Genomic DNA, 19,833 nt, shown 5'->3' with positions numbered 1-19,833 from the left:
CGAGGCCGCAGTGTGCCACAGGAGGCACAGGCGTGGCCAGATTGTCATCGTCGGGTGCGTCATCCTCATTCGTAGCGCAGCGCCTCGGCCGGCTTCACGCGCGCCGCCGACCAGCTCGGGTACAGGGTCGCGGCGAAGGCCAGCAGCACGGCCACGCCGCCGATCCAGCCGACGTCGCCCCAGCGCAGCTGCGAAGGAATCTCGCTGATCAGGTAGACCTCCTGCGACAGGAACCGCACCTTGAACAGGCGTTCGATGAAGGGCACGATGACGTCGATGTTCATGGCCACCGCCACGCCCAGGCCCACGCCCAGCACGGCGCCGAGCACGCCGACCAGGGTGCCCTGCACCATGAAGATGGTTTGAATCGAGCGCGGCGAGGCGCCCAGCGTGCGCAGGATCGCGATGTCGGACTGCTTGTCGCGCACCGTCATCACCAGGGTGGAAACCAGGTTGAAGGCCGCCACCGCCACGATCATGGTCAGGATGATGAACATCATGCGCTTTTGCGATTCGACGGCGGCGAACCAGATCGCGTTGACCTTCGACCAGTCGCGGATGAACAGCTCGCCCGTCATGCCGCCCTGCAGTTCGCTCGCCACGCGCGGCGCCTGGTCCATGTCGGCCAGGCGCAGGCGGATGCCGGCCGGCGCCGACACGCCGGCCAGCTGCTGGGCGTCCTCGATGTTGGCAAAGGCGAGCGAGGAATCGAATTCGAAATGGCCGGCTTCGAAAATGCCGGCCACGGTGAGGGGCCGGGTGCGCGGCAGCGTCCCATCCTGGGCGGCTCCCTGGGCCTGCGCCGGGGTGGACGCCATCAGGAGCGTCACGCGGTCGCCCACGCCGACGTCGAGCGAGCGGGCCAGGGCGCGGCCGATGACCACGTTATGGGAACCCGGCCGCAGGCTGTCGAAGCGGCCTTCGCGCATGTGTTTCGCCACATCCGACACCTTGACCTCCTGGGCCGGGTCGATCCCGCGCAGCAGCACCGGTTTCATCACGCCGTCACTGAGCAGCATGGCCTGGGTCTCGGCGAACGGCGCCGCGGCGCGCACCTTCGGGTTGCGCAGCGCTTCCTGGACGGCGCTGCGCCAGCCCGGCATCTCGCCGTGCACGTCGAACACCTCGACGTGGGCCAGCACCGACAGCATGCGCGCGGTGACCTCCTTCTGGAAGCCGTTCATCACCGATAGCACCACGATCAGCGCGGCCACACCCAGCGCGATGCCCGCCACCGAGGCCATCGAGATGAAGGAAATGAAGCTGTTGCGCCCGCTGCGCTTGCCGGCGCGGGTGTAGCGCAGGCCGACCTGCCATTCGTAGGGCAGCTTGTGGGTGATGCTCATGAAATCGGTAAATGTGCGTTATTGGTTTGCCAACCCGACAGTTTGCCAGACATCGGACTTTTGTGGCGCAAAAGAAAGCATGGCGCGTGTGGCGAGGTGCAAGCGGGCCGCTGCACGACCGTTCGCTGGACGCGTATTTGCCCTAAAATAGCGGTATGTCGCACATTACGCTCGTCCTGCCCCACCTGCTGCCGCTTCCCGAATTCGCACCCGACCTGGTCCGGGCCCTGCAGACCCCGGCGCTGGCCGCCCTGCTCACCCGTACCAGCGCCTACGAACGCGGCGCCGCTGCCGATACCGCGCGCGCCCTGCCGCACGAGCAGTGGCTGGCCCGCACGCTCGGATTGTCGCCCGAAGGCCTGCCGGCCTTTGCCGCCGCCGCCATGCGCGGCTTCGGCCTCGATCCGGAAGACGGCACCTGGTACATCGTCAACCCGGCCCACATCCAGATCGCGCGCAGCCATTCGATGATGGCCGACCTGCGCCACCTGGGCCTGGGCGAGGACGAGAGCCGCGCCCTGTACGAGGCCGCCCGGCCGCTGTGCGAAGAAATCGGCCACCCGCTCCAGTACGGCGATGCCCAGACCTGGTTCCTGCGCGCCGACGACTGGGCCGCCATCGAGGCCGCCACCCCGGACACCGTGGCCGGCATGGACCTGAGCGACTTCGTCCCGCGCGGCAAGCAGGCCCTGCCCCTGCGCCGGCTGCAGAACGAGGTGCAGATGCTGTGGCATACCCATCCGGTGAACGCCGCGCGCGAAGCGCGCCGCCTCCCCGGCGTGAATTCCTTCTGGCTGTGGGGTGCATCGAAAGCATCGACCGGCGCTCTGGCGCGCGCCGGCGGCCGGCTGGCCAGCATCGGCGTGCCGGGATGGGTGCGCGGCCTGTCCAGCGAATCCCTCGCATCGCTCGACGGCCTGGACAGCGCGCTGGCGCAGGACGGCCTGCTGGTGGTCGGCATGCTTGCGGACGCCGCCATCGCCTCCGACTGGGGCGTCTGGTTGCAGCAGGTCCAGCACCTGGAAGAAAAACTGTTCGCGCCGCTGCATGCGGCGCTGGTGCAGGGCCGCATCAAGGAGCTCAAGCTGGTCCTGAGCAGCCGCGAAACCCTTGCCGAATTCACCACGACCGCCATGGCCCAGCGCAAATTCTGGCGCCGGCCGACATTGGAACGACTGACTTGAGCATTACCACCAGAATCACCACCCGTCCCTGCCCTTTCCGCACCTCCGAAATGCTGCGCCAGGGCGGGGTCCACCCGGTCCTGGCGCGCATCTACGCGGCGCGCGGCCTGCTCGACGTGCGCGAACTGTCCAGCGAACTGGCGGCGCTGGTGCCGCCCGGCGGGCTGAAACACATCGACGCGGCAGCAAGCTTCCTGGCCGACGCGATCGCCGCCGGCAAGCGCATGACCATCGTCGCCGACTACGACTGCGACGGCGCCACCGCCTGCGCGGTCGCGCTGCGCGGCCTGCGCATGATGGGGGCGCAGGTCGACTACATCGTGCCGAACCGCTTCGAGTACGGCTACGGCCTGACGCCCGAGATCGTCGAACTCACCGCGCGGGAAAAATCGCCCGACGTCATCATCACGGTCGACAACGGCATCGCCAGCATCGACGGCGTGCTGGAAGCGAACCGGCGCGGCATCGAAGTCGTGGTCACCGACCACCACCTGCCGGGCGACGCGCTGCCGCCGGCGCGCGTGATCGTCAATCCGAACCAGCCCGAGTGCGGCTTTCCCAGCAAGCACCTGGCCGGCGTCGGCGTGGTGTTCTACGTGCTGCTGGCGCTGCGCGCCGAACTGCGCCGGCGCGGTGTGTTCGATGCCCAGACCCAGCCCAAGCTCGACAGCCTGCTCGACCTGGTGGCGCTGGGCACGGTGGCCGACGTGGTCAAGCTCGATGCCAACAACCGCATCCTGGTGGCGCAGGGCCTCAAGCGCATGCGCGCGGGGCGCATGCATGCGGGCGTCGCCGCCCTGTTCCGGGTGGCCGGCCGCGAAGCGCGCTGCGCGTCGCCCTTCGACCTCGGCTTCGCCCTGGGTCCGCGCCTGAATGCCGCCGGACGGCTGGAAGACATGTCGCTCGGGATCGAATGCCTGGTGACGGACGACGTCGGCCGCGCCTGGGCGATCGCCCAGCAGCTCAACGAGATCAACCTCAAGCGCCGCGAGATCGAGGCCGAGATGCAGGACACCGCCCTGCTCCACCTGGACAGCTTCGAGCCTTCGGGGGCAAGCACGATCAGCGTGTTCGACGAGGGCTGGCACCAGGGCGTGATCGGCATCGTCGCCTCGCGCCTGAAGGAAAAATTCTACCGGCCGACGATCACCTTCGCCCCGGCGGGCGACGGCTGGATCAAGGGTTCGGGCCGCTCGATCCCGGGCTTTCACCTGCGCGACGCCCTCGACCTGGTCTCCAAGCGGGTGCCCGGCCTGATCGACAAGTTCGGTGGTCACGCCATGGCGGCCGGCCTGTCGATCCGCGGCGAGCACTTCGACAGCTTCCAGCAAGCCTTCGAAGCGGTCGGCCAGGCCTGGCTGACGCAGGCGCAGCTGGAGCGCATCGTCGAGACCGACGGACCGCTCGAGGACGAGTTTTACTCGACCCAGTTCATCGAACAGATGGACGGCCAGGTCTGGGGCCAGGGCTTCGCCCCGCCGGTGTTCTGCGACGAGTTCCGCGTGGTGAGCCAGCGCATCCTGAAGGAGCGCCACCTCAAGCTGCTGCTGGAAAAGAACGGGCGGCGCTACGACGCGATCTGGTTCGGGCACACCGACAGCCTGCCGGAGCGGGCCCGCGTGGCCTTCCGGCTCGATGCGAACGAATACAACGGCGTGACCAAGGTCCAGCTGCTGGTCGAACACGCCGAGCCGGCCTGAAAAACCTGGGGTCTGAAAACCTGGGGTCAGGTCTGACATTCAGACACGGGCTGAGCAGTACCATAGGGTAACGCTCGAGCTCGTGTCCAAATGTCAGACCTGACCCCCGGTGTTATTTTCTTGTCGCTGGCGGTGCGAAATCCGAACCGCGGTCGAAGACCACTTCCCACTGCCCGGGCGCCTTCAGGCGCCAGATCGAATGGAAGCGGCCGATGCGTTGGCCCGCCGCGTCGTAGACCGGCCCGCCGCTATAGGCCAGCGTGCCCGATGCCACCACCTCCACCTCTTCCGGCTCCCACGAGAACGGCGCCTGCGGTTTGTCGTAGTACTGGCGCCAGCCCCTGGCAATGGCCGCCTTGCCGCGCAGCGGCCCCTCGGCGCCGAAAAAGATCGCCTCGTCCGCGACGAAGCGCTTGAATGCTTCGAAATCGCGCGCCTTCATGGTGGCGGCGAATCCGCGTTCGGCTTCCATTACCTGGCGTTTGAGCGCGCTGTTCGAGTCGCGCGCATTGCCGGCAGCGGCAGCCAGCATCAGGCATGCGGCAAGAAGAGAAAGCGAACGCAGGCGCATTGAGGGTGTCTCCTGATCTGTGTACGGGCTTATTATTGATTAAGCTTTTTTCTATACAGCAAGATCAATAATTCTGTCATGGGCGCGCAGCGCTGACAACCAATAGTTGCAATGAGTCCGGAAATGGAGTATAAAGAATCCAATTACGGAGAATCATGATGAGCCTAGCCTACTCCTACCCGAAAAGCCGCTTCGAACCGGCGACCCTGGTCGACCTGAATTCACGGGCCGAACGCGAGCGCCTGTCGCGCTCGGCCTTGATGGGCTTCTTCAAGCTGGCAGCCAGCTGGGGAGTGCGCGACGACGATGCGCGCGAGCTGCTCGGCGGCCTGTCCTCGTCCTCCTATTACGACTGGAAGAAGAACCCGGACCGGGTGCTGGAGGTCGACCGCATCACGCGCATCTCCTACCTGCTCGGCATCTACAAGGCCCTGCACATCCTGTACGGCGACAAGCTGGCCGACGAATGGGTGCACCTGCCCAATACCAACCAGGTATTCGCCGGCCGCACGCCGCTCGCCTACATGCTGGGCGGGGGCCTGATCGCGATGCAGACGGTGCGCAAGCTGCTGGACGCGCGTCGCGGAGGCCTCTGACCTTGCCGCTGCACAAAATCACCCAGCTGCGCCAGTACGACACCTGCCGGCTGATCCCGTCCCGCTTCGCCGACGTCGAGGATTCCGTGCTGGCGCCGCTGGCCGAGGACGACGTGGTGCTGCGCGACCTGTTCGACCTCGACAACGCCACCAACGAGCGCCTGCGCGGCGAATCCGGCCTGCTGCCGGGCATCGGGATGGACGAACTGGTGTTCGGCCTGCCGAATTTCCGCATCATCAACGCGGCCTTCACCTATGCGCGCCCGGAAGGCAGCCGCTTCAACGACGGCGAGCGCGGCGCCTGGTATTGCGCCTTCGCGGCCGAGACGGCGCTCGCCGAGGTCATCTTCCACAAGACGGTCGAGTATGCCGAGATTCGGCGCTTCGACGACAGCGTCAGCTACCAGATGCTGCTGGCCGATTTCAATGCCGGCTTTCACGACCTGCGCGGCGCCGACGCCTACCAATCCTGCCTCGACCCGGACAGCTATATCGCCTCGCAGGCGCTGGCGGCCGCGCTGATGGAACAGGGTTCGATGGGCATCATCTACCCGAGCGTGCGCGACCCGAACGGCACCAACCTCGCCTGCTTTCGCCCCGCACTGGTGGGCAATGTGCGCAAGGCGCAGACCTATCGGTTAACATGGGCGGGTTCGCCGCAACCGACGGTCGAGATCACCTAGCAATCGAAGAACATGAAGACCAATCCAGAAAAAGACACCGAGCTGCACGACAAGATCAACCGCGAGACCGGCCGCATCAAATGGAGCGAACTGTCGCGCCATTTCGCCAGCGGCTCGGTGATCTACGTGAGCGAGGAACTCGACCTGATCGACGTCGCGCTGCGCGTGGCGCACGACGACAAGGACAGCATCATGAAATGGATGCATGCGGGCACCGTGGCCAAGGTCAGCGACCTGCAGGCGCAGACCTGGACGGCGGCGGATGCGACGCTGTGGGCGTCGGTGGTGAGTCCGTTCGTGCTGGTGCAGCCGGAGAAGAAGCAGCTGCATTGAGTGTATTATCAGTTCCGCGACGAACTTGGATTCCCGCCTGCGCGGGAATGACGTATCCGCGGCCTGCGGCCTAGAGGCCGTCATCCCGGCGCAGGCCGGGATCCAATTTTACCAGCGAGCTTTTACCGCTTCCCCTCCGCCCGGTGCGTCAACGCATGCGCCGCCCGCCGGAAATACTGCGCCGCCTTTTCGGGATCCCTCTCCATCATCCCCAGCTGCTGCCAGGCCTCCGGATAGTCCAGTTGCGTGGCCTGCTCCAGCCAGCGCCGCGCGGCGGCCTCGTCCTTGGGCACGCCATCACCCTCCAGCAGCATGTTCGCCAGCAGGAACATCGCCTCCGGCACGCCGCGCGCGGCCGCCACGCCCAGCCAGTGTGCCGCGAGCGCCGCATCGCCGCCGTCGCGGTGTGTCAATCCGCGCTTGAGGGCGACGTCGGCCTCGTCCCCATGCTGGGCCAGGACCGGCTGGGCCAGCAGGCAGGCGGCCATGGCCGCTACGATCAGCCGCTTCATTTCGACAAGTCGATCGCGTACAGGGCCGCGCCCTTGCCGCGGCCGTCGTCGTCCGCGACCTGGGTCACGTTGTGCAGTCCGGCCTCATGGGCCAGCGCGGCCATGCCCGGCGGCGCCGAAAACACCACCCGCCCGGCCGTCGCCACCTTCGTGAAACGCCAGCTGCGCGCCGATGCGTGGGCGGCGCGGGTCAGCTTCTTCGCCGCGCGCACGTAGGCGATCATGATGTCGCGGTTGTTGTCGGGCGAGGCGATCACGGTCCTGCTGCCGTCCAGGCCCGGGAAGTGGCCGCCGCCGCTGGCGCGGTAGTTGTTGGTCGCGACCAGGAATTCCTGCTGCGCAGCCACCGGCTTGCCGCGCCAGCGCAGATTGCGGATGCGCTCGCCCGGCGCACGCGTCACGTCGATCTCGTAGCTGACGTCCGGCGAGGTGATGGTGTCGAAGTTATAGCTGGGCACGGCCAGGTTGACCAGGGCCTGCGGCGCGGGTTTCGCCGGGTCGATGGTATGGAAGCGCTGCGCCGACTTTTCCAGCCAGGCCTTGAGCCCGGCGCCGTTCACCTTCACCGCGTACAGCGAGTTCGGGTACAGGTAGAGGTCGGCCGCATTGTTCAGCGCCAGGTCACCCGCCTTGACGTCGGTGTAGTCGGCGGGACCGGCCATGCCGCTCTTGAAGGGCGCCGTCACCGACAGCACCGGCAGGTCCTTGTACTGCGGCAGGTTGGCCGCGACGTACTTCTCGACGTAGTCGGCCTGCGCCTGATTCACCAGCTGCAGGGCCGAGATGTCGCCGACGTCGGCAAAATAGCTCGACATGCGAAAGTCCGTGGCGCCGACCGGCGTCTTCACGTAGCGGATGGTCGCCTCGTGCTCCTCCTGCACCAGGGCCAGCACCGCCGGGTCGGCCTCGACCCAGGACTTGGCGCCGGTCTGCGCGGCGCGCGCCTCGACCCGGGTCTTGTTCTTCTCCACGTTCCAGCGCTTGCCGTCATGCTTCAGGTGCAACTGGACCACGCCCAGGTGCTTGCCCCACAGGCTGGCCATCACGGTCGGCACGCCGTGCACCAGGCCCCTGGCCTTGTCCACGCCCGGCAGGTCGAATTGCGGCGCGGTGCTGTCGGCATTCGGGAACAGCTGGTGCGAATGGCCCAGCAGCATGGCGTCGATGCCCTCCACCTTCGCCAGGTGCCAGTTGGCGTTCTCCATGGCTGGCGTGTAGGGGCTGGCGTCCAGCCCGCCGTGCGAAATCGCGACGACCAGGTCGGCGCCCTTGCGGCGCATCTCGGGCACGTACTTCTGCGCGGCCTCGAGCACGCCGGTGGTGCTCACCCGCCCTTCGAGCCAGCGCCGGTCCCATTCCATGATGGTCGGCGGGGTGAAGCCGATGATGCCGACCCGCACGATCGCCTTGACCGGCTTGCCCCGGGCGTCCAGCGCGCTCACTTCCTTGTCGACGATGGCGTAGGGGCTGAACAGGGGCTTCTTGGTCCGGGCGCTGTAGACGTTGGCCAGCACCATCGGAAAGGCCGGTCCGGCGCAGGTTTTTTGCTGGTCGACGCCGTCGACCTGGAAGCGCTTGCCGGTCACCTGGCTGAGAAAAGCCAGGCCGTAGTTGAATTCGTGGTTGCCCACTCCGGCGCCGTCGTACTTCAGCGCATTCATGACCTTGTAGACGCCCAGGGTCTGGTCGCAGCGCAGCGGTTCCACCAGCGCCTGGTAGTCGGCCAGCGCGTTGCCCTGGATGGTGTCGCCATTATCGAGCAGGAAGGTGTTCGGGAATTCCTTGCGCGCCTGGTGGATCAGCGTGGCGGTGCGGTCGAAGCCATGCGAGGGTTCGGGCGCCAGCTTGTAGTAGTCGTAGCCGACCAGGTTCGCATGCAGGTCGGTGGTTTCCAGCACCGCCAGGGTGGCGGTGGTGCCGGCGGCAGGCGCCCTGACGGCTGTGGCGCCGAGCACGGGAAGGCTCAGCAGCGCCGGGGCGAGCGCGATGCAAATGTGGTAACGCAAGTGGATGGCCATGGGGTATGCGGTGAACGGAACCGGGCGATGATATGCCAGCACCATGCCCGGTAGCAAGCCGGGACAATCGTGCCTGCCGGCCCCATGCCGTCCTGCGGTATAATCGAAGGTTCGATTCAACGCCAGTTTAACCCCCTTAAAAGACTACCAAGACCATGGAAGCTGAACGCATCAACGCCATTTCCGCCCTGCTGAACGACCTGAGCAGCCGTGAAGCCGAACTTCGGAGGTATCTTTGACTTCGATCGCAAGTCAGAGAAACTAGAACAGGTCAACCAGGAACTCGAAGACCCGGCCGTCTGGAACGACCAGAAGCGGGCCCAGGACCTCGGCAAGGAAAAGAAGGCGCTCGAAGGCGTCGTGCTGACGCTCGAGAAAGCGCGCAATGACCTGACCGACGCTGCCGACCTGTTCGAGATGGCAAAGGAAGAAGGCGACCACGGCACCCTGGAATCGATCGGCGGCGATGCCGAAGCCATCCAGAAGATCATCGAGGCGATGGAGTTCCGCCGCATGTTCAGCAATCCGATGGACCATGCCAACTGCTTCATCGACATCCAGGCCGGCGCCGGCGGCACCGAAGCCCAGGACTGGGCCTCGATGCTGCTGCGCCAGTACCTGCGCTACTGCGAACGCAAGGGCTTCAAGGCCGAGATCCTGGAACAGTCCGAGGGTGAAGTCGCGGGCATCAAAACCGCCACCATCAAGGTCGACGGCGAATACGCCTATGGCCACCTGCGTACCGAGACCGGCGTGCACCGCCTGGTGCGCAAGTCGCCGTTCGACTCGGCCAACGGCCGCCATACCTCGTTCACTTCGCTGTTCGTGTACCCGGAAGTCGACGACTCGATCGAAATCGAGATCAACCCGGCCGACGTGCGCATCGACACCTACCGCGCATCCGGCGCGGGTGGCCAGCACATCAACAAGACCGACTCCGCGGTGCGCCTGACGCACGCCCCGTCGGGCATCGTGGTGCAGTGCCAGAACGACCGTTCGCAGCACCGCAACAAGGCCGAAGCCTGGGACATGCTGCGCGCCAAGCTGTACGAACTCGAACTGCGCAACCGCATGAGCGAGCAGCAGAAGCTGGAAGACTCTAAGACCGACGTCGGCTGGGGCCACCAGATCCGCTCCTACGTGCTGGACCAGTCGCGCATCAAGGACCTGCGTACCGGTTTTGAAACCGGCAACACCAAGAACGTGCTGGACGGCGACCTGGACGACTTCATCTCCGCTTCCCTGAAGCAGGGCGTGTAATCGATGAGCATGACGCAACGCGCCTTCGTGTTCGACATGGACGGCACCATCGTCGACAACATGGCCTTCCACACCAGCTCGTGGATCACCTTCTTCGAGCGGCGCGGCCGCACCATCGATCCGGACGAATTCTTCCGGGCGACGGCGGGCCGCCAGGGCGGCGAGATCATCCGCAGCTACCTTGGCGAACACCTGTCGATCGAAGAAGTGGCCCTGCTGAACCACGAGAAGGAATCGGTCTACCGCGAGCTGTACGGGCCGCACCTGAAGGCGGTCGACGGCTTCGGTGCCTTGATCGCGCAAGCGAAGTCGCACGGCGTGAAGCTGGCCGTCGGCACCGCGGCGCCGCCGGCCAACGTCGAGTTCACCCTCGACGGCCTGGATTTGCGCCGCCATTTCGATGCGGTCGTCGGCGCCACGGACGTAGCACGCGGCAAGCCGCATCCGGACGTGTTCCTGCGAGCGGCCGAGCTGTGCGGCGTGCAGCCCGAACACTGCATCGTGTTCGAGGACGCGCCGCTGGGCGTGGAAGCGGCGCGCCGGGCCGGCATGCGCTGCGTCGTCCTGACAACCACCCTGCCGGCAAGCGCGTTTACCGGATTCGACAACGTCATCGCCATCGTGCGCGACTTCTCCGAACTGAAGGCCGAACTGCTGTTCGCCTGACACACCAATAAGAACTGCTATCCAATCATGACTACGGAAAACCAAGACCAGTCGCCCGTCGTGGCGCACGACGAGAACAAGATCATGGCCGAGCGCCGCGCCAAGCTGGCCGCGCTGCGCCAGCAGGGCAACCCCTTCCCGAACGACTTCGTCCCGCAGGACAAGGCCGCCGACCTGGTCGAGACCTACAACGGCAAGACCCGCGAAGAGCTGGAGGCCGAACCTGTCGCAGTCACGCTGGCCGGCCGCATGATGCTGCGCCGCGAAGCCGGCAAGAAGGCCGCCTTCGCCACCTTGCAGGACAGCTCGGGCCCGATGGCCAGTGGCCGCATCCAGATCTACATCACCGTCGATTCGGCCGGCGAAGAAGCCATGGAGGCGCTGCGCAGCTACGACCTGGGCGACATCCTGGGCGTGGAAGGCACGCTCTTCAAGACCAAGGTCGATGAGCTGACCATCAAGGTGATCAAACTGCGCCTGATCGCCAAGGCCCTGCGTCCGCTGCCGGACAAGTTCCACGGCCTGGCCGACCAGGAGACCAAGTACCGCCAGCGCTACGTCGACCTGATCATGAACGAAGAGACGCGCCGCACCTTCAAGGCGCGCACCGCGGCAATGTCCTCGATGCGCCGCTTCATGGAAAAGCACGGCTTCATGGAAGTCGAGACCCCGATGCTGCACCCGATCCCGGGCGGCGCCGCGGCCAAGCCTTTCATCACCCACCACAACGCGCTCGACATGGAAATGTACCTGCGCATCGCGCCGGAACTCTACCTGAAGCGCCTGGTGGTGGGCGGTTTCGACCGCGTGTTCGAGATCAACCGCAACTTCCGCAACGAAGGCGTGTCGGTCCGTCACAACCCGGAATTCACGATGATGGAATTCTATGCGGCCTACACCGACTACAAGTGGATCATGGACTTCACCGAGCAGGTGATCCGCCAGGCCGCGATCGACTCGAACGGCAGCGCCGTGCTCACCTACGGCGGGCGCGAACTGGACCTGTCCAAGCCCTTCCAGCGCCTGACCATCGTCGAAGCGATCGATAAATACGCCCCGGGCTACACCTCCGAGCAGCTGAATTCGATGGACTTCCTGAAGCAGGAACTGCTGAAGTTCGGCGTCAAGCCTTTCGCCACCTCCGGCCTGGGCGCGCTGCAGCTGGCCCTGTTCGAAGAGACCGCCGAAGCCCTGCTGTGGGAACCGACCTTCATCATCGACTATCCGGTCGAAGTGTCGCCGCTGGCGCGCGCCTCCGACACCCGTGAAGGCATCACCGAGCGCTTCGAATTGTTCATGGTGGGCCGCGAGATCGCCAACGGCTTCTCGGAGCTGAACGATCCGGAAGACCAGGCCGCGCGCTTCCTGTCCCAGGTGGCGGCCAAGGATGCGGGCGACGACGAAGCGATGTTCTACGACGCGGACTACATCCGCGCGCTGGAGTACGGCATGCCGCCGGCCGGCGGCTGCGGCATCGGCATCGACCGCCTGATGATGCTGATCACCGACTCGCCGAACATCCGCGACGTGCTGCTGTTCCCGCACCTGCGCAAGGAAGATTGATGCTTGGGCCGCGGTGCGGCTCGATCGAATGAGAAAGGTGGCTGTGCGATTGCGCGGCCGCCTTTTGCTTTATGCGCGCGCCTCGCACACCTTTCCATTTCAGCTGGCAGTAAGACCGTCATCCCGGCGCAGGCCGGGATCCAATTCCGTAGCGTCGTGTCAGCAATGAACGCAGTCGGCTCGCCCACAAACTTGGGTCCCGGCCTTCGCCGGGACGACAGTCTTTAAACTTGCGACAAAAAGAAGTCGAGCGAGATGCCTACTGGACGATCGTGTAGCAGGGCGTATACGCCTTGCCCGGCAGTTTCATCCGGCTATGCTCCACGAACGATGCCAGCAGCGCATCCATCGGCTCCATGATCGCGCTCTCGCCCTGGATCTCGTACTTGCCGTGCTGCTCGATCGCGCGGATGCCTTCTTCCTTCACGTTGCCGGCAACGATGCCCGAGAATGCCCGGCGCAGGTCCGCCGCCAGCAGGTGCGATTCCTGGGCCCGGTGCAGCTTCAGGTTGCGCATGTTCTCGTGGGTCGGCCGGAACGGCTTCTGGAACTCCGGATCGATCTTCAGGCGCCAGTTGAAGTAATAGGCGTCGCTGTGCGCCTTGCGGAATTCGCGCACCGCCTGGATGCCCGCATACATTTCCTTGGCTACCGCGTCGGGGTCGTCGATGATGATCTTGTAGCGCTTTTGCGCCTGCTCGCCCAGTGTCAGGCCGATGAAATGGTCGATCTGCTCGAAATACGCGCCCGCCGTCGCCGGGCCGGTGAAGATCAGCGGGAACGGCATTTGCGCATTATCCGGATGCAGCAGGATACCCAGGATATACAGGATTTCCTCGGCCGTGCCGGCGCCGCCCGGGAACACGATGATGCCGTGCCCGGTGCGAACGAAGGCCTCGAGGCGCTTTTCGATGTCCGGCATGATCACCAGGTCGCTGACGATCGGGTTCGGCGATTCGGCCGCGATGATGCCGGGCTCGGAGATGCCGAGATAGCGCCCACTGCGAATCCGCTGTTTCGAATGGCCGATGGCCGCGCCCTTCATCGGCCCCTTCATGGCGCCGGGACCGCAGCCGGTGCAGATATCCAGCTCGCGCAGGCCGAGCGCATAGCCGACTTCCTTGGTGTAGGTGTACTCGACCCGGTTGATCGAGTGGCCGCCCCAGCACACCACCAGGTTCGGACTGCGCTGCGGCTGCAGCACGTTGGCATTGCGCAGGATGTGGAATACCGCATCGGTGATGCCGTCCGGGCGGTTCAGGTCGAATTTGGGGTTGGAGGTGATATCGAAATGGACGTAGACGATATCGCGCAGCACCGAGAACAGGTGCTCGTGGATACCGCGAATCATCTTGCCGTCGACAAAGGCATGGGCAGGCGCGCTGCGGATGTCGAGTTTGATGCCGCGCTCGCGCTGGAGAATGCTGATCTCGAAATCGCGATAGCGTTCGAGCAGTTCCTTGCCGTCGTCGATCGAACTGCCGGTATTGAGCACGGCCAGTGCGCATTTTCGGAATATGTCATACAGGCCGCTCTTGCTGGTGTCGAGCAGCTTGGCAACTTCGGCTTTCGACAGGACTTCGAGGCGGCCTTCCGGAGAGATGAGAACATCGACAACATCATGGGTCATGGTTTTGTTTTCCCTTTCAATCGGTAATACGGATTGGCCTGTTTGCCAATATACGCCAAAGTGCAACATTCTGCGCCCCGATTGCGGGCATTCATGAGGTGGTGCGCACCATGGGCGAACGTCTTTACCACAAGCCGAAAAAGTTCGCTGGCGATGCGCGATTTACACTAAAATGCGTGCCTATTGGAATTTCCGGCATACAGATATTCCACAAAAAAATCGTCGTCATATAAAACTATTTCGGGAGGAACCGCATGAGCGGTGCAGCTACTTCAGCCAAGGGACCGATCCCAGAATTCAAGCAGATCATGGGCCATCCAGCTCCGTTGTGGATGCTGTTCATGACCGAATTCTGGGAACGCTTCGCGTTCTACGGCATTCGTTGGGCCCTGGTGCTCTACATCGTCGCCCAGTTCTATGAGGGCAACGCCGTCGGCCAGGCCGACGCCAACCTCACCTACGGTTCCTACCTCGCGCTGGTGTACGCCGGCGCCGTGTTCGGCGGCTACATCGCCGACCGCGTCATCGGCTACCAGCGCTCGATCCTGGTCGGCGCCGTCTTCATGGCGGCCGGCCTGTTCATGATCGCCATCCCGAACCAGGACGTCTTCAAGCTCGGCCTGGCCACCATCATCGTCGGCAACGGCATGTTCAAGCCGAACATCTCGGCGATGGTCGGCCAGCTCTATGCGCTGAACGACACCCGCCGCGATTCCGGCTTCACCATCTTCTACATGGGCATCAACGCCGGCGCCTTCCTCTCGCCGATCCTGACCCAGGTGCTGGCCGAGAACGTGTTCAACACCGGCGACACCCCGGCCTACAAGATCGTGTTCTTCGCATCCGGCATCGGCATGCTGATCTCGCTGGTCTGGTTCTACATCGGCCGCAAGCAGCTCAAGGGCATCGGCGCGCCGGTCGGCGACCTGGCCAGCCCGAAGCGCCTGATCGGCGTCGTGATCGGCTCGCTGATCGTCATCCCGGGCGTCTACCTGCTGCTGCAGGCCGGCGCCGAGAACCTGCAGATCGTGCTGAGCGTCCTGTTCATCATCCTGGCGCTGATGCTGATCGTCGAAGGCGTCCGTGAAGGCAAGGTCTCGCGCGACAAGACCATCGCCATGATGATCATCTTCTTCTTCAACATCCTGTTCTGGTGCTTCTTCGAGCAGGCCGGCAGCTCGTTCACCTTCCTGGCCGACCAGATCGTGAACCGCGACTTCGGCGGCTGGACCTTCCCGGTGGCCTGGTTCCAGTCGGTGAACTCGGTCGCGATCATCGTGTGCGCGCCGATCATCGCCGCGATCTGGGTCGCCATGGGCAAGCGTAACGTGAACCCGTCGATCCCGCGCAAGTTCGGCCTCGGCATCATCTTCAACGGCCTGGCCTTCGGCCTGCTGATGTACGCGCTGACCCAGCTGATCAACGACCAGGGCAAGATCCCGTTCTGGACCCTGTTCATGGTCTACGTGATCCAGTCGATCGGCGAACTGTGCCTGTCGCCGATCGGCCTGTCGATGGTCACCAAGCTGGCCCCGACCCGCCTGGTCGGCCTGGGCATGGGCGGCTGGTTCCTGTCGACCGGCATCGGCAACAACCTGTCGGGCATCTTCGCCTCGCACGTATCGGGCGAAACCGGCATGTCGGTGCCGTCGGCGCTGAGCGGCTATACCTTCGGCTTCTGGATCCTGCTGGGCGGCGGCGTGCTGCTGTTCCTGCTGGCCCCGCTCATCCAGAAACTGATGCACGGCGTGAAGTAAGCGCCTCGACGCTCCAATGAGAACGGCGGCCCGCGGGCCGCCGTTTTTGTTTGTGTCCAGGTGTTCGCCATGCACTTGAATCCCGGCCTGCGCCGGGATGACGGATCATCTGCCAATGATCAGATCACCTGCGGCCAGTTACCTCGGCACGTCGTCCCGGCGCAGGCGGGGACCCAAGCTTGCCAGTTGGCCCGAGCGCTCAGCGCCTATCCAGCGTCGCTTCCATCGCCCGCATCTCGGCCACCATCCACTCCCTGAAACGCTGCACCTTGAGCATGTGCTCCTTGTGCGGATTGACCAGGAAGCGGTAACCGCTCTCGAAACGCGCGCTCTTGCACGGGATCTGGCGCAGCGCGCCGGACTGGATGTCCGCGAATGCGATCCCGTAGGGCACCAGGGCCACCCCCTGCCCCGCCACCGCCGCCTGCACCAGCACGCCCCAGTGCGTGTACATGCGCGAGAAGTCGTACTTGCCCTTGAGCGCCCGGTTCTCGTTGAGCAGCTGCAGCCAGGCCTCGGGCGACTGCACCACCAGCAGGTGGTGCAGCGGCAGGTCGGCCAGGCCGAGGGCTTCCTGTCCGGGCGCCAGCAGTTCGGGGCTGTAGACCGGCACCAGGCGCTCGCGGAACAGCACCGAAGGGTCGCCCTCGCTCACCGGGCCATAGCGGATCGCCACGTCGGTGCTGTCGGCCTGCAGGTCCACCGGCGCGTCGTTGGAATCGATGCGGATGTCGAGTTCGGGATAGAGCTTGGTGAAACGGTGCATGCGCGGCACCAGCCACTTGATCGCGAACGAGTGCGTGGTCGAGATCCGCAGCACCGCCTCCTCGTCGCCGCGCTGCAGCGCAGCGAGCTTGGCGCGCAGGTCGGCCAGCATGCGGCTGGTGGCGATGGCCAGCTCCTGGCCCTTCTCGGTCAGGGAGATATGGCGCGGGTGGCGCACGAACAGGGCAAAGCCGATATTTTCCTCCAGCTGCTTGACCTGCAGGCTGACCGCCGCCGGCGTCTTGTGCAGTTCGCGCGCGGCCAGCTTGAAGCTGCCCCAGCGCGCGGCGCAGTCGAAGTCGATCAGGCCGGACAAGCTGCGCAAGGGTTTCATGCGGCCTCCATGCATAAGTTTTTCTTATTCATTGTCCGTACTTTTTCTCGTTTGATGGTTTTTGCTGCTTTGCAGAAAATATACGCCATCCTGGAAGGAAAAGTCATGCCAAAGAATGTATTGGTGATCGGCGGAACCCGCTATTTCGGCAAACTCCTCGTGCAGCGCCTGCTGCGCGCGGGCCACCGTGTGACCATCGCCACCCGCGGATATGCACCGGATCCCTTCGGCCAGCGCTTCGGCGCCCAGTTTTCCCGCATCCGCGTCGACCGGCGAAGCGAAGCAGCGATGCGCAACGCCTTCCGCGACGCCTCCTTCGACATCGTGTTCGACCAGATGTGCTACTCGCCGCTGGACGCCGCCATTTCGGTGCGCGTCTTCACCGGCAAGGTCGGGCGCTACGTCATGACCTCGACCATCGACGCCTACCGCGAGCTGGCGCCGCGCGACGCGCCCTTCCAGGAAACCGACCTGCCGGTGCTGGCGCAGCGCATCGACACGGCCTATCCATGGCACGACCCGGCGCGCGCCATCGAATGCTATGTGTCCGGCAAGATCCAGGCCGAGGCCTACCTGGAGCGCGACGGCAGCCTGCCGCTCGCCACCGTGCGCCTGGCCCACGTGCTCGGCGGCCCCGAGGATTTCACCGGCCGCCTGGCCCACTACGTCGACCTGGTGCGCCTGCGCGCCACCCTGCCCTATGCCAATGCGGCCGCCAAGGTCTCGTTCATGGAAGCCCAGGAAGCGGCCGACTTCCTGCTGTGGACCGGCATGCAGGACTTCCGCGGTCCGGTCAACGCCGCCTGCGACGGGGCGCTGTCGAGTGTCGAACTGCACGCGCGCGTGGCCGCGGTCCTCGACGAGACCCCGCGCGCCGTCAAGGTGGCGCCGGCGGCCCCGGGCGTGCTGGCGCCCTTCGATTTCGCCACGCCCTTGGCGCTCGACACCTCGCGCGCCAGGGCGCTTGGCTACCGCTTCGGCCATACGGACGACTGGCTGGACGACGCGATCCGCCACCACGACCTGGCTTTCGTCTAAGTACGCCTAACAAAACCTCTCGACATACCGCCAACAGATGAGCGAGCAGGCAAGCGACAGGAATGCCTGATGGATGTCTGCTCGCCGCTGGTACCGGATGCGCAATCTGCGGAAGCGGTGTAGCCGACCCACGGTTCGCTCGACGACCCAATGCCACCGACCAGCAAATGGTGTTTGCTTCCGAGTTTGCCGCGATCGGTTGGGTTCCGGCCTGTGTGCTCGCCCCCGGCAGGTGCCGGTACGCTTGCAGCGTCAACGCAAGCTCGATCCCACATGATCTGGTCGTGCTCCCGGAGCCGTCGAAGAATCGCCTCGTCGATACGCTGCCAAACGCCGGCTAGCATCCATTCGTGAAGGCGACGCCAGCATGTCAGGCCACTGCCGCAGCCGAGTTCGCGCGGCAAGTACTCCCAGGGTATTCCAGTCTTAAGAACAAACAGGATTCCGGTCAGGGCCGCGCGATCATCGATGCGCGGTCGGCCGCCTTCCGGCGATGGGCGACGGGTCGGAAGATGAGCTGCCATTAGAGACCACAGGTCTTCGGGAAGAAGTGCACGGGCCATGGCATCAGTTCGTCTACGAACACGGACGCCATGTTAGTGCCCTGACTGGACCAGCGCACGTCCGCTATCGACCCAAAGCGGACATCTCAACTCGTCAAGCCTTGTTTGGCTATACCAACGGGCCTAGCTCCGGTCATCGTATGGGAACGGTATTAAAATAGTGTTGCAGCACCAGAAGCATCGCTGCCGCGCACAAGGCGCCGGCAGAGAAATTAACGAGTTTCACGAGTCTGTCGGCTGCTTGCCGCCCTGGCCAGGTGGCACTGATAAACGTAATCAGGAAATGTAGCCCCATTGCGATTGCGAAAAGCTTTACTGGCAGGGGCTTGACGGTGACAAAACCGAATGCGGCGAACATCAGCACCAGCAAAAGTAGAAGGAAAGAAATAAAGGCTGACCAGATCGTTTTCATAAACACTTGAATAAGCAGACGTTAGGTCGGCATCAGGATAGCAGGCTGCTTCCAAGGAAATTCCGCAGATTGTCACGAAGGGCCGTTATCGACCCAAAGCAGACATACGCAAAATCTACCATGGGCTATCGCTTGCCCTGAAAGTATTGACGTTTCAGTTCTTTCAGCCTAAGCCGGTGCACTTGACGTTGTGATTCGTGAATGATCCAACCTGGAAATAACTTAATTAACGATGTAAGTGTGCTTCGCGAGAAATGCGTCGATTGCGTCGTATGCGCGCTGGCGAACCACCTTATCTGGATTAGGGAATTCTTTATCTGACTGTCCTTTTGGCGTGAACATGTGGCCGACATCCTCGTAAATGTTCAGCTCCGACAAATTTCCAGCTGCTCTCATTCGTTCGTGGAACTTCTTGACCTCTGCAAGCGGAGTTACGGTATCGGCGCGGCCTGTCACAATGACTGTTGGAGGCAAGGACGGTACAACGTGCTCTGCAGGTGAAAAGTTTTCGACATTAGTGCCCGTGGGGAACAAGGATCGAAAATGTGCATCACCAACTACCGAGACTGCGGGCGACACTAGAGCCAACAGACTTGGACGCTCAGCGTGCTCCTTCGCGAAAACGGCAGCCGATGCAGCTAAATGCGCCCCTGCAGACCATCCGAGTACCGCTACGCGCTTTGGGTCGAGATTTAGTTTGGACGCATGCGTTCGGCTCCACTTAATCGCGGCCATTGCATCGTCGATTGCATCCGCCGGTGTAGTCGTTTTCTGGTCAGACTGGCCTTCCCCCATCGATACGGACACCTCCGTTAGGCGCATTTTAGATTTTCAAACTGTACCGGGCTGATGTAGCCGATAGTGGAATGACGCCGGCGTGGATTGTAGAACCTCTCTATGTA

At 64.1% G+C, this 19,833-nt stretch carries 19 protein-coding genes and 2 pseudogenes; 10 read left to right on the top strand and 11 right to left on the bottom strand.

All coding sequences use genetic code 11. The features are described from left to right. Nucleotides 1–65: 65 nt before the first annotated feature. Nucleotides 66–1,346: a lipoprotein-releasing ABC transporter permease subunit gene (locus ACK4S9_RS20045; protein WP_409729185.1), complete on the bottom strand. Its 1,281-nt coding sequence runs from the start codon at nucleotides 1,344–1,346 to the stop codon at nucleotides 66–68. A 155-nt stretch (nucleotides 1,347–1,501) separates the two neighbouring features. On the opposite strand from ACK4S9_RS20045, the gene ACK4S9_RS20040 reads away from it, so the two are divergent. Both ACK4S9_RS20040 and recJ read left to right on the top strand, forming a co-directional pair. After that, nucleotides 1,502–2,530 carry a hypothetical protein gene (locus ACK4S9_RS20040; RefSeq protein WP_409729183.1) on the top strand — a complete coding sequence of 343 codons (1,029 nt, stop codon included), beginning with the start codon at nucleotides 1,502–1,504 and terminating at the stop codon, nucleotides 2,528–2,530. 50 nt (nucleotides 2,531–2,580) lie between these two features. After that, nucleotides 2,581–4,230 (top strand): single-stranded-DNA-specific exonuclease RecJ, encoded by a 1,650-nt coding sequence (gene recJ / locus ACK4S9_RS20035; protein ID WP_409729218.1) that lies wholly within the window; start codon nucleotides 2,581–2,583, stop codon nucleotides 4,228–4,230. Between the two features lie 112 nt (nucleotides 4,231–4,342). Here the strand turns inward: recJ and ACK4S9_RS20030 are convergent, their stop codons facing one another. Further along, nucleotides 4,343–4,801 carry a YybH family protein gene (locus ACK4S9_RS20030; protein ID WP_409729181.1) on the bottom strand — a complete coding sequence of 153 codons (459 nt, stop codon included), beginning with the start codon at nucleotides 4,799–4,801 and terminating at the stop codon, nucleotides 4,343–4,345. A gap of 158 nt (nucleotides 4,802–4,959) precedes the next feature. Between ACK4S9_RS20030 and ACK4S9_RS20025 the strand changes: the two genes are divergently transcribed. The 3 genes from ACK4S9_RS20025 to ACK4S9_RS20015 are packed head-to-tail and all read left to right on the top strand — an operon-like array spanning nucleotide 4,960 to nucleotide 6,413. After that, complete coding sequence (locus ACK4S9_RS20025; RefSeq protein ID WP_409729216.1) at nucleotides 4,960–5,397, top strand: antitoxin Xre/MbcA/ParS toxin-binding domain-containing protein; 438 nt, start codon at nucleotides 4,960–4,962, stop codon at nucleotides 5,395–5,397. A 2-nt stretch (nucleotides 5,398–5,399) separates the two neighbouring features. Continuing rightward, on the top strand, nucleotides 5,400–6,080 hold the full coding sequence (locus tag ACK4S9_RS20020) for an RES family NAD+ phosphorylase (protein ID WP_409729179.1): 681 nt from the start codon (nucleotides 5,400–5,402) through the stop codon (nucleotides 6,078–6,080). Between the two features lie 12 nt (nucleotides 6,081–6,092). After that, nucleotides 6,093–6,413 (top strand): DUF2288 domain-containing protein, encoded by a 321-nt coding sequence (locus ACK4S9_RS20015; protein ID WP_409729178.1) that lies wholly within the window; start codon nucleotides 6,093–6,095, stop codon nucleotides 6,411–6,413. A 122-nt stretch (nucleotides 6,414–6,535) separates the two neighbouring features. Here ACK4S9_RS20015 and ACK4S9_RS20010 read toward each other — a convergent pair whose 3' ends face one another. Together ACK4S9_RS20010 and ACK4S9_RS20005 are read right to left on the bottom strand one after the other, a co-directional pair. Beyond that, nucleotides 6,536–6,925, bottom strand: a complete 390-nt coding sequence (locus ACK4S9_RS20010) for a tetratricopeptide repeat protein (RefSeq protein ID WP_409729176.1) — start codon at nucleotides 6,923–6,925, stop codon at nucleotides 6,536–6,538. Beyond that, the gene (locus ACK4S9_RS20005; RefSeq protein ID WP_409729175.1) at nucleotides 6,922–8,943 is read right to left on the bottom strand and encodes a bifunctional 2',3'-cyclic-nucleotide 2'-phosphodiesterase/3'-nucleotidase; all 2,022 of its coding nucleotides are present in this window, start codon (nucleotides 8,941–8,943) and stop codon (nucleotides 6,922–6,924) included. The genes ACK4S9_RS20010 and ACK4S9_RS20005 overlap by 4 nt, the downstream gene beginning before the upstream one ends. A 155-nt stretch (nucleotides 8,944–9,098) precedes the next feature. On the opposite strand from ACK4S9_RS20005, the gene prfB reads away from it, so the two are divergent. From prfB to lysS, 3 genes are all read left to right on the top strand, one after another. Then, a protein-coding gene (gene prfB / locus ACK4S9_RS20000; RefSeq protein ID WP_409729173.1) for a peptide chain release factor 2 occupies nucleotides 9,099–10,203 on the top strand; the annotation gives its coding sequence in 2 pieces (ribosomal slippage) (nucleotides 9,099–9,179 and nucleotides 9,181–10,203; 1,104 coding nt in all). 3 nt (nucleotides 10,204–10,206) lie between these two features. Then, nucleotides 10,207–10,869, top strand: a complete 663-nt coding sequence (locus ACK4S9_RS19995; protein WP_409729171.1) for an HAD family hydrolase — start codon at nucleotides 10,207–10,209, stop codon at nucleotides 10,867–10,869. Between the two features lie 27 nt (nucleotides 10,870–10,896). Continuing rightward, nucleotides 10,897–12,432, top strand: coding sequence for a lysine--tRNA ligase (gene lysS / locus ACK4S9_RS19990; protein WP_409729170.1), 1,536 nt, complete (start codon nucleotides 10,897–10,899; stop codon nucleotides 12,430–12,432). Nucleotides 12,433–12,691: 259 nt separating this feature from the next. On the opposite strand, the gene ppnN is transcribed toward lysS, so the two are convergent. Further along, complete coding sequence (ppnN, locus tag ACK4S9_RS19985; protein WP_409729168.1) at nucleotides 12,692–14,062, bottom strand: nucleotide 5'-monophosphate nucleosidase PpnN; 1,371 nt, start codon at nucleotides 14,060–14,062, stop codon at nucleotides 12,692–12,694. A 254-nt stretch (nucleotides 14,063–14,316) separates the two neighbouring features. Here ppnN and ACK4S9_RS19980 point away from each other — a divergent pair, with 254 nt between their 5' ends. Next, nucleotides 14,317–15,819, top strand: coding sequence for a peptide MFS transporter (locus ACK4S9_RS19980; RefSeq protein ID WP_409729166.1), 1,503 nt, complete (start codon nucleotides 14,317–14,319; stop codon nucleotides 15,817–15,819). Between the two features lie 199 nt (nucleotides 15,820–16,018). On the opposite strand, the gene ACK4S9_RS19975 is transcribed toward ACK4S9_RS19980, so the two are convergent. Then, a complete protein-coding gene (locus tag ACK4S9_RS19975) occupies nucleotides 16,019–16,918 on the bottom strand; it encodes a LysR substrate-binding domain-containing protein (RefSeq protein WP_409729164.1) in 900 nt (299 codons plus the stop codon). 105 nt (nucleotides 16,919–17,023) lie between these two features. Here ACK4S9_RS19975 and ACK4S9_RS19970 point away from each other — a divergent pair, with 105 nt between their 5' ends. Then, the gene (locus ACK4S9_RS19970; RefSeq protein WP_409729162.1) at nucleotides 17,024–17,956 is read left to right on the top strand and encodes an NAD-dependent epimerase/dehydratase family protein; all 933 of its coding nucleotides are present in this window, start codon (nucleotides 17,024–17,026) and stop codon (nucleotides 17,954–17,956) included. Nucleotides 17,957–17,962: 6 nt separating this feature from the next. Here ACK4S9_RS19970 and ACK4S9_RS19965 read toward each other — a convergent pair. The 5 genes and pseudogenes from ACK4S9_RS19965 to ACK4S9_RS19945 form a co-directional block, all read right to left on the bottom strand. Continuing rightward, nucleotides 17,963–18,133 (bottom strand): annotated as a pseudogene (locus ACK4S9_RS19965) (transposase); the annotation flags it as partial. A 200-nt stretch (nucleotides 18,134–18,333) separates the two neighbouring features. Then, nucleotides 18,334–18,480, bottom strand: a pseudogene (locus ACK4S9_RS19960) (transposase); the annotation flags it as partial. A gap of 172 nt (nucleotides 18,481–18,652) precedes the next feature. After that, on the bottom strand, nucleotides 18,653–18,931 hold the full coding sequence (locus tag ACK4S9_RS19955) for a hypothetical protein (protein ID WP_409729160.1): 279 nt from the start codon (nucleotides 18,929–18,931) through the stop codon (nucleotides 18,653–18,655). 222 nt (nucleotides 18,932–19,153) lie between these two features. Continuing rightward, the gene (locus ACK4S9_RS19950) at nucleotides 19,154–19,726 is read right to left on the bottom strand and encodes an alpha/beta hydrolase (protein ID WP_409729158.1); all 573 of its coding nucleotides are present in this window, start codon (nucleotides 19,724–19,726) and stop codon (nucleotides 19,154–19,156) included. 17 nt (nucleotides 19,727–19,743) lie between these two features. Then, on the bottom strand, nucleotides 19,744–19,833 hold a 90-nt coding region (locus tag ACK4S9_RS19945), incomplete at its 5' end, for an IS3 family transposase (RefSeq protein ID WP_409729214.1).

The sequence above is a fragment of the Massilia sp. genome (assembly GCF_046293535.1).
GTDB lineage: Bacteria > Pseudomonadota > Gammaproteobacteria > Burkholderiales > Burkholderiaceae_D > Telluria.
Note: the sequence above shows the minus strand (reverse complement) of the source record. Positions and strands in the feature narration are given on the sequence as shown.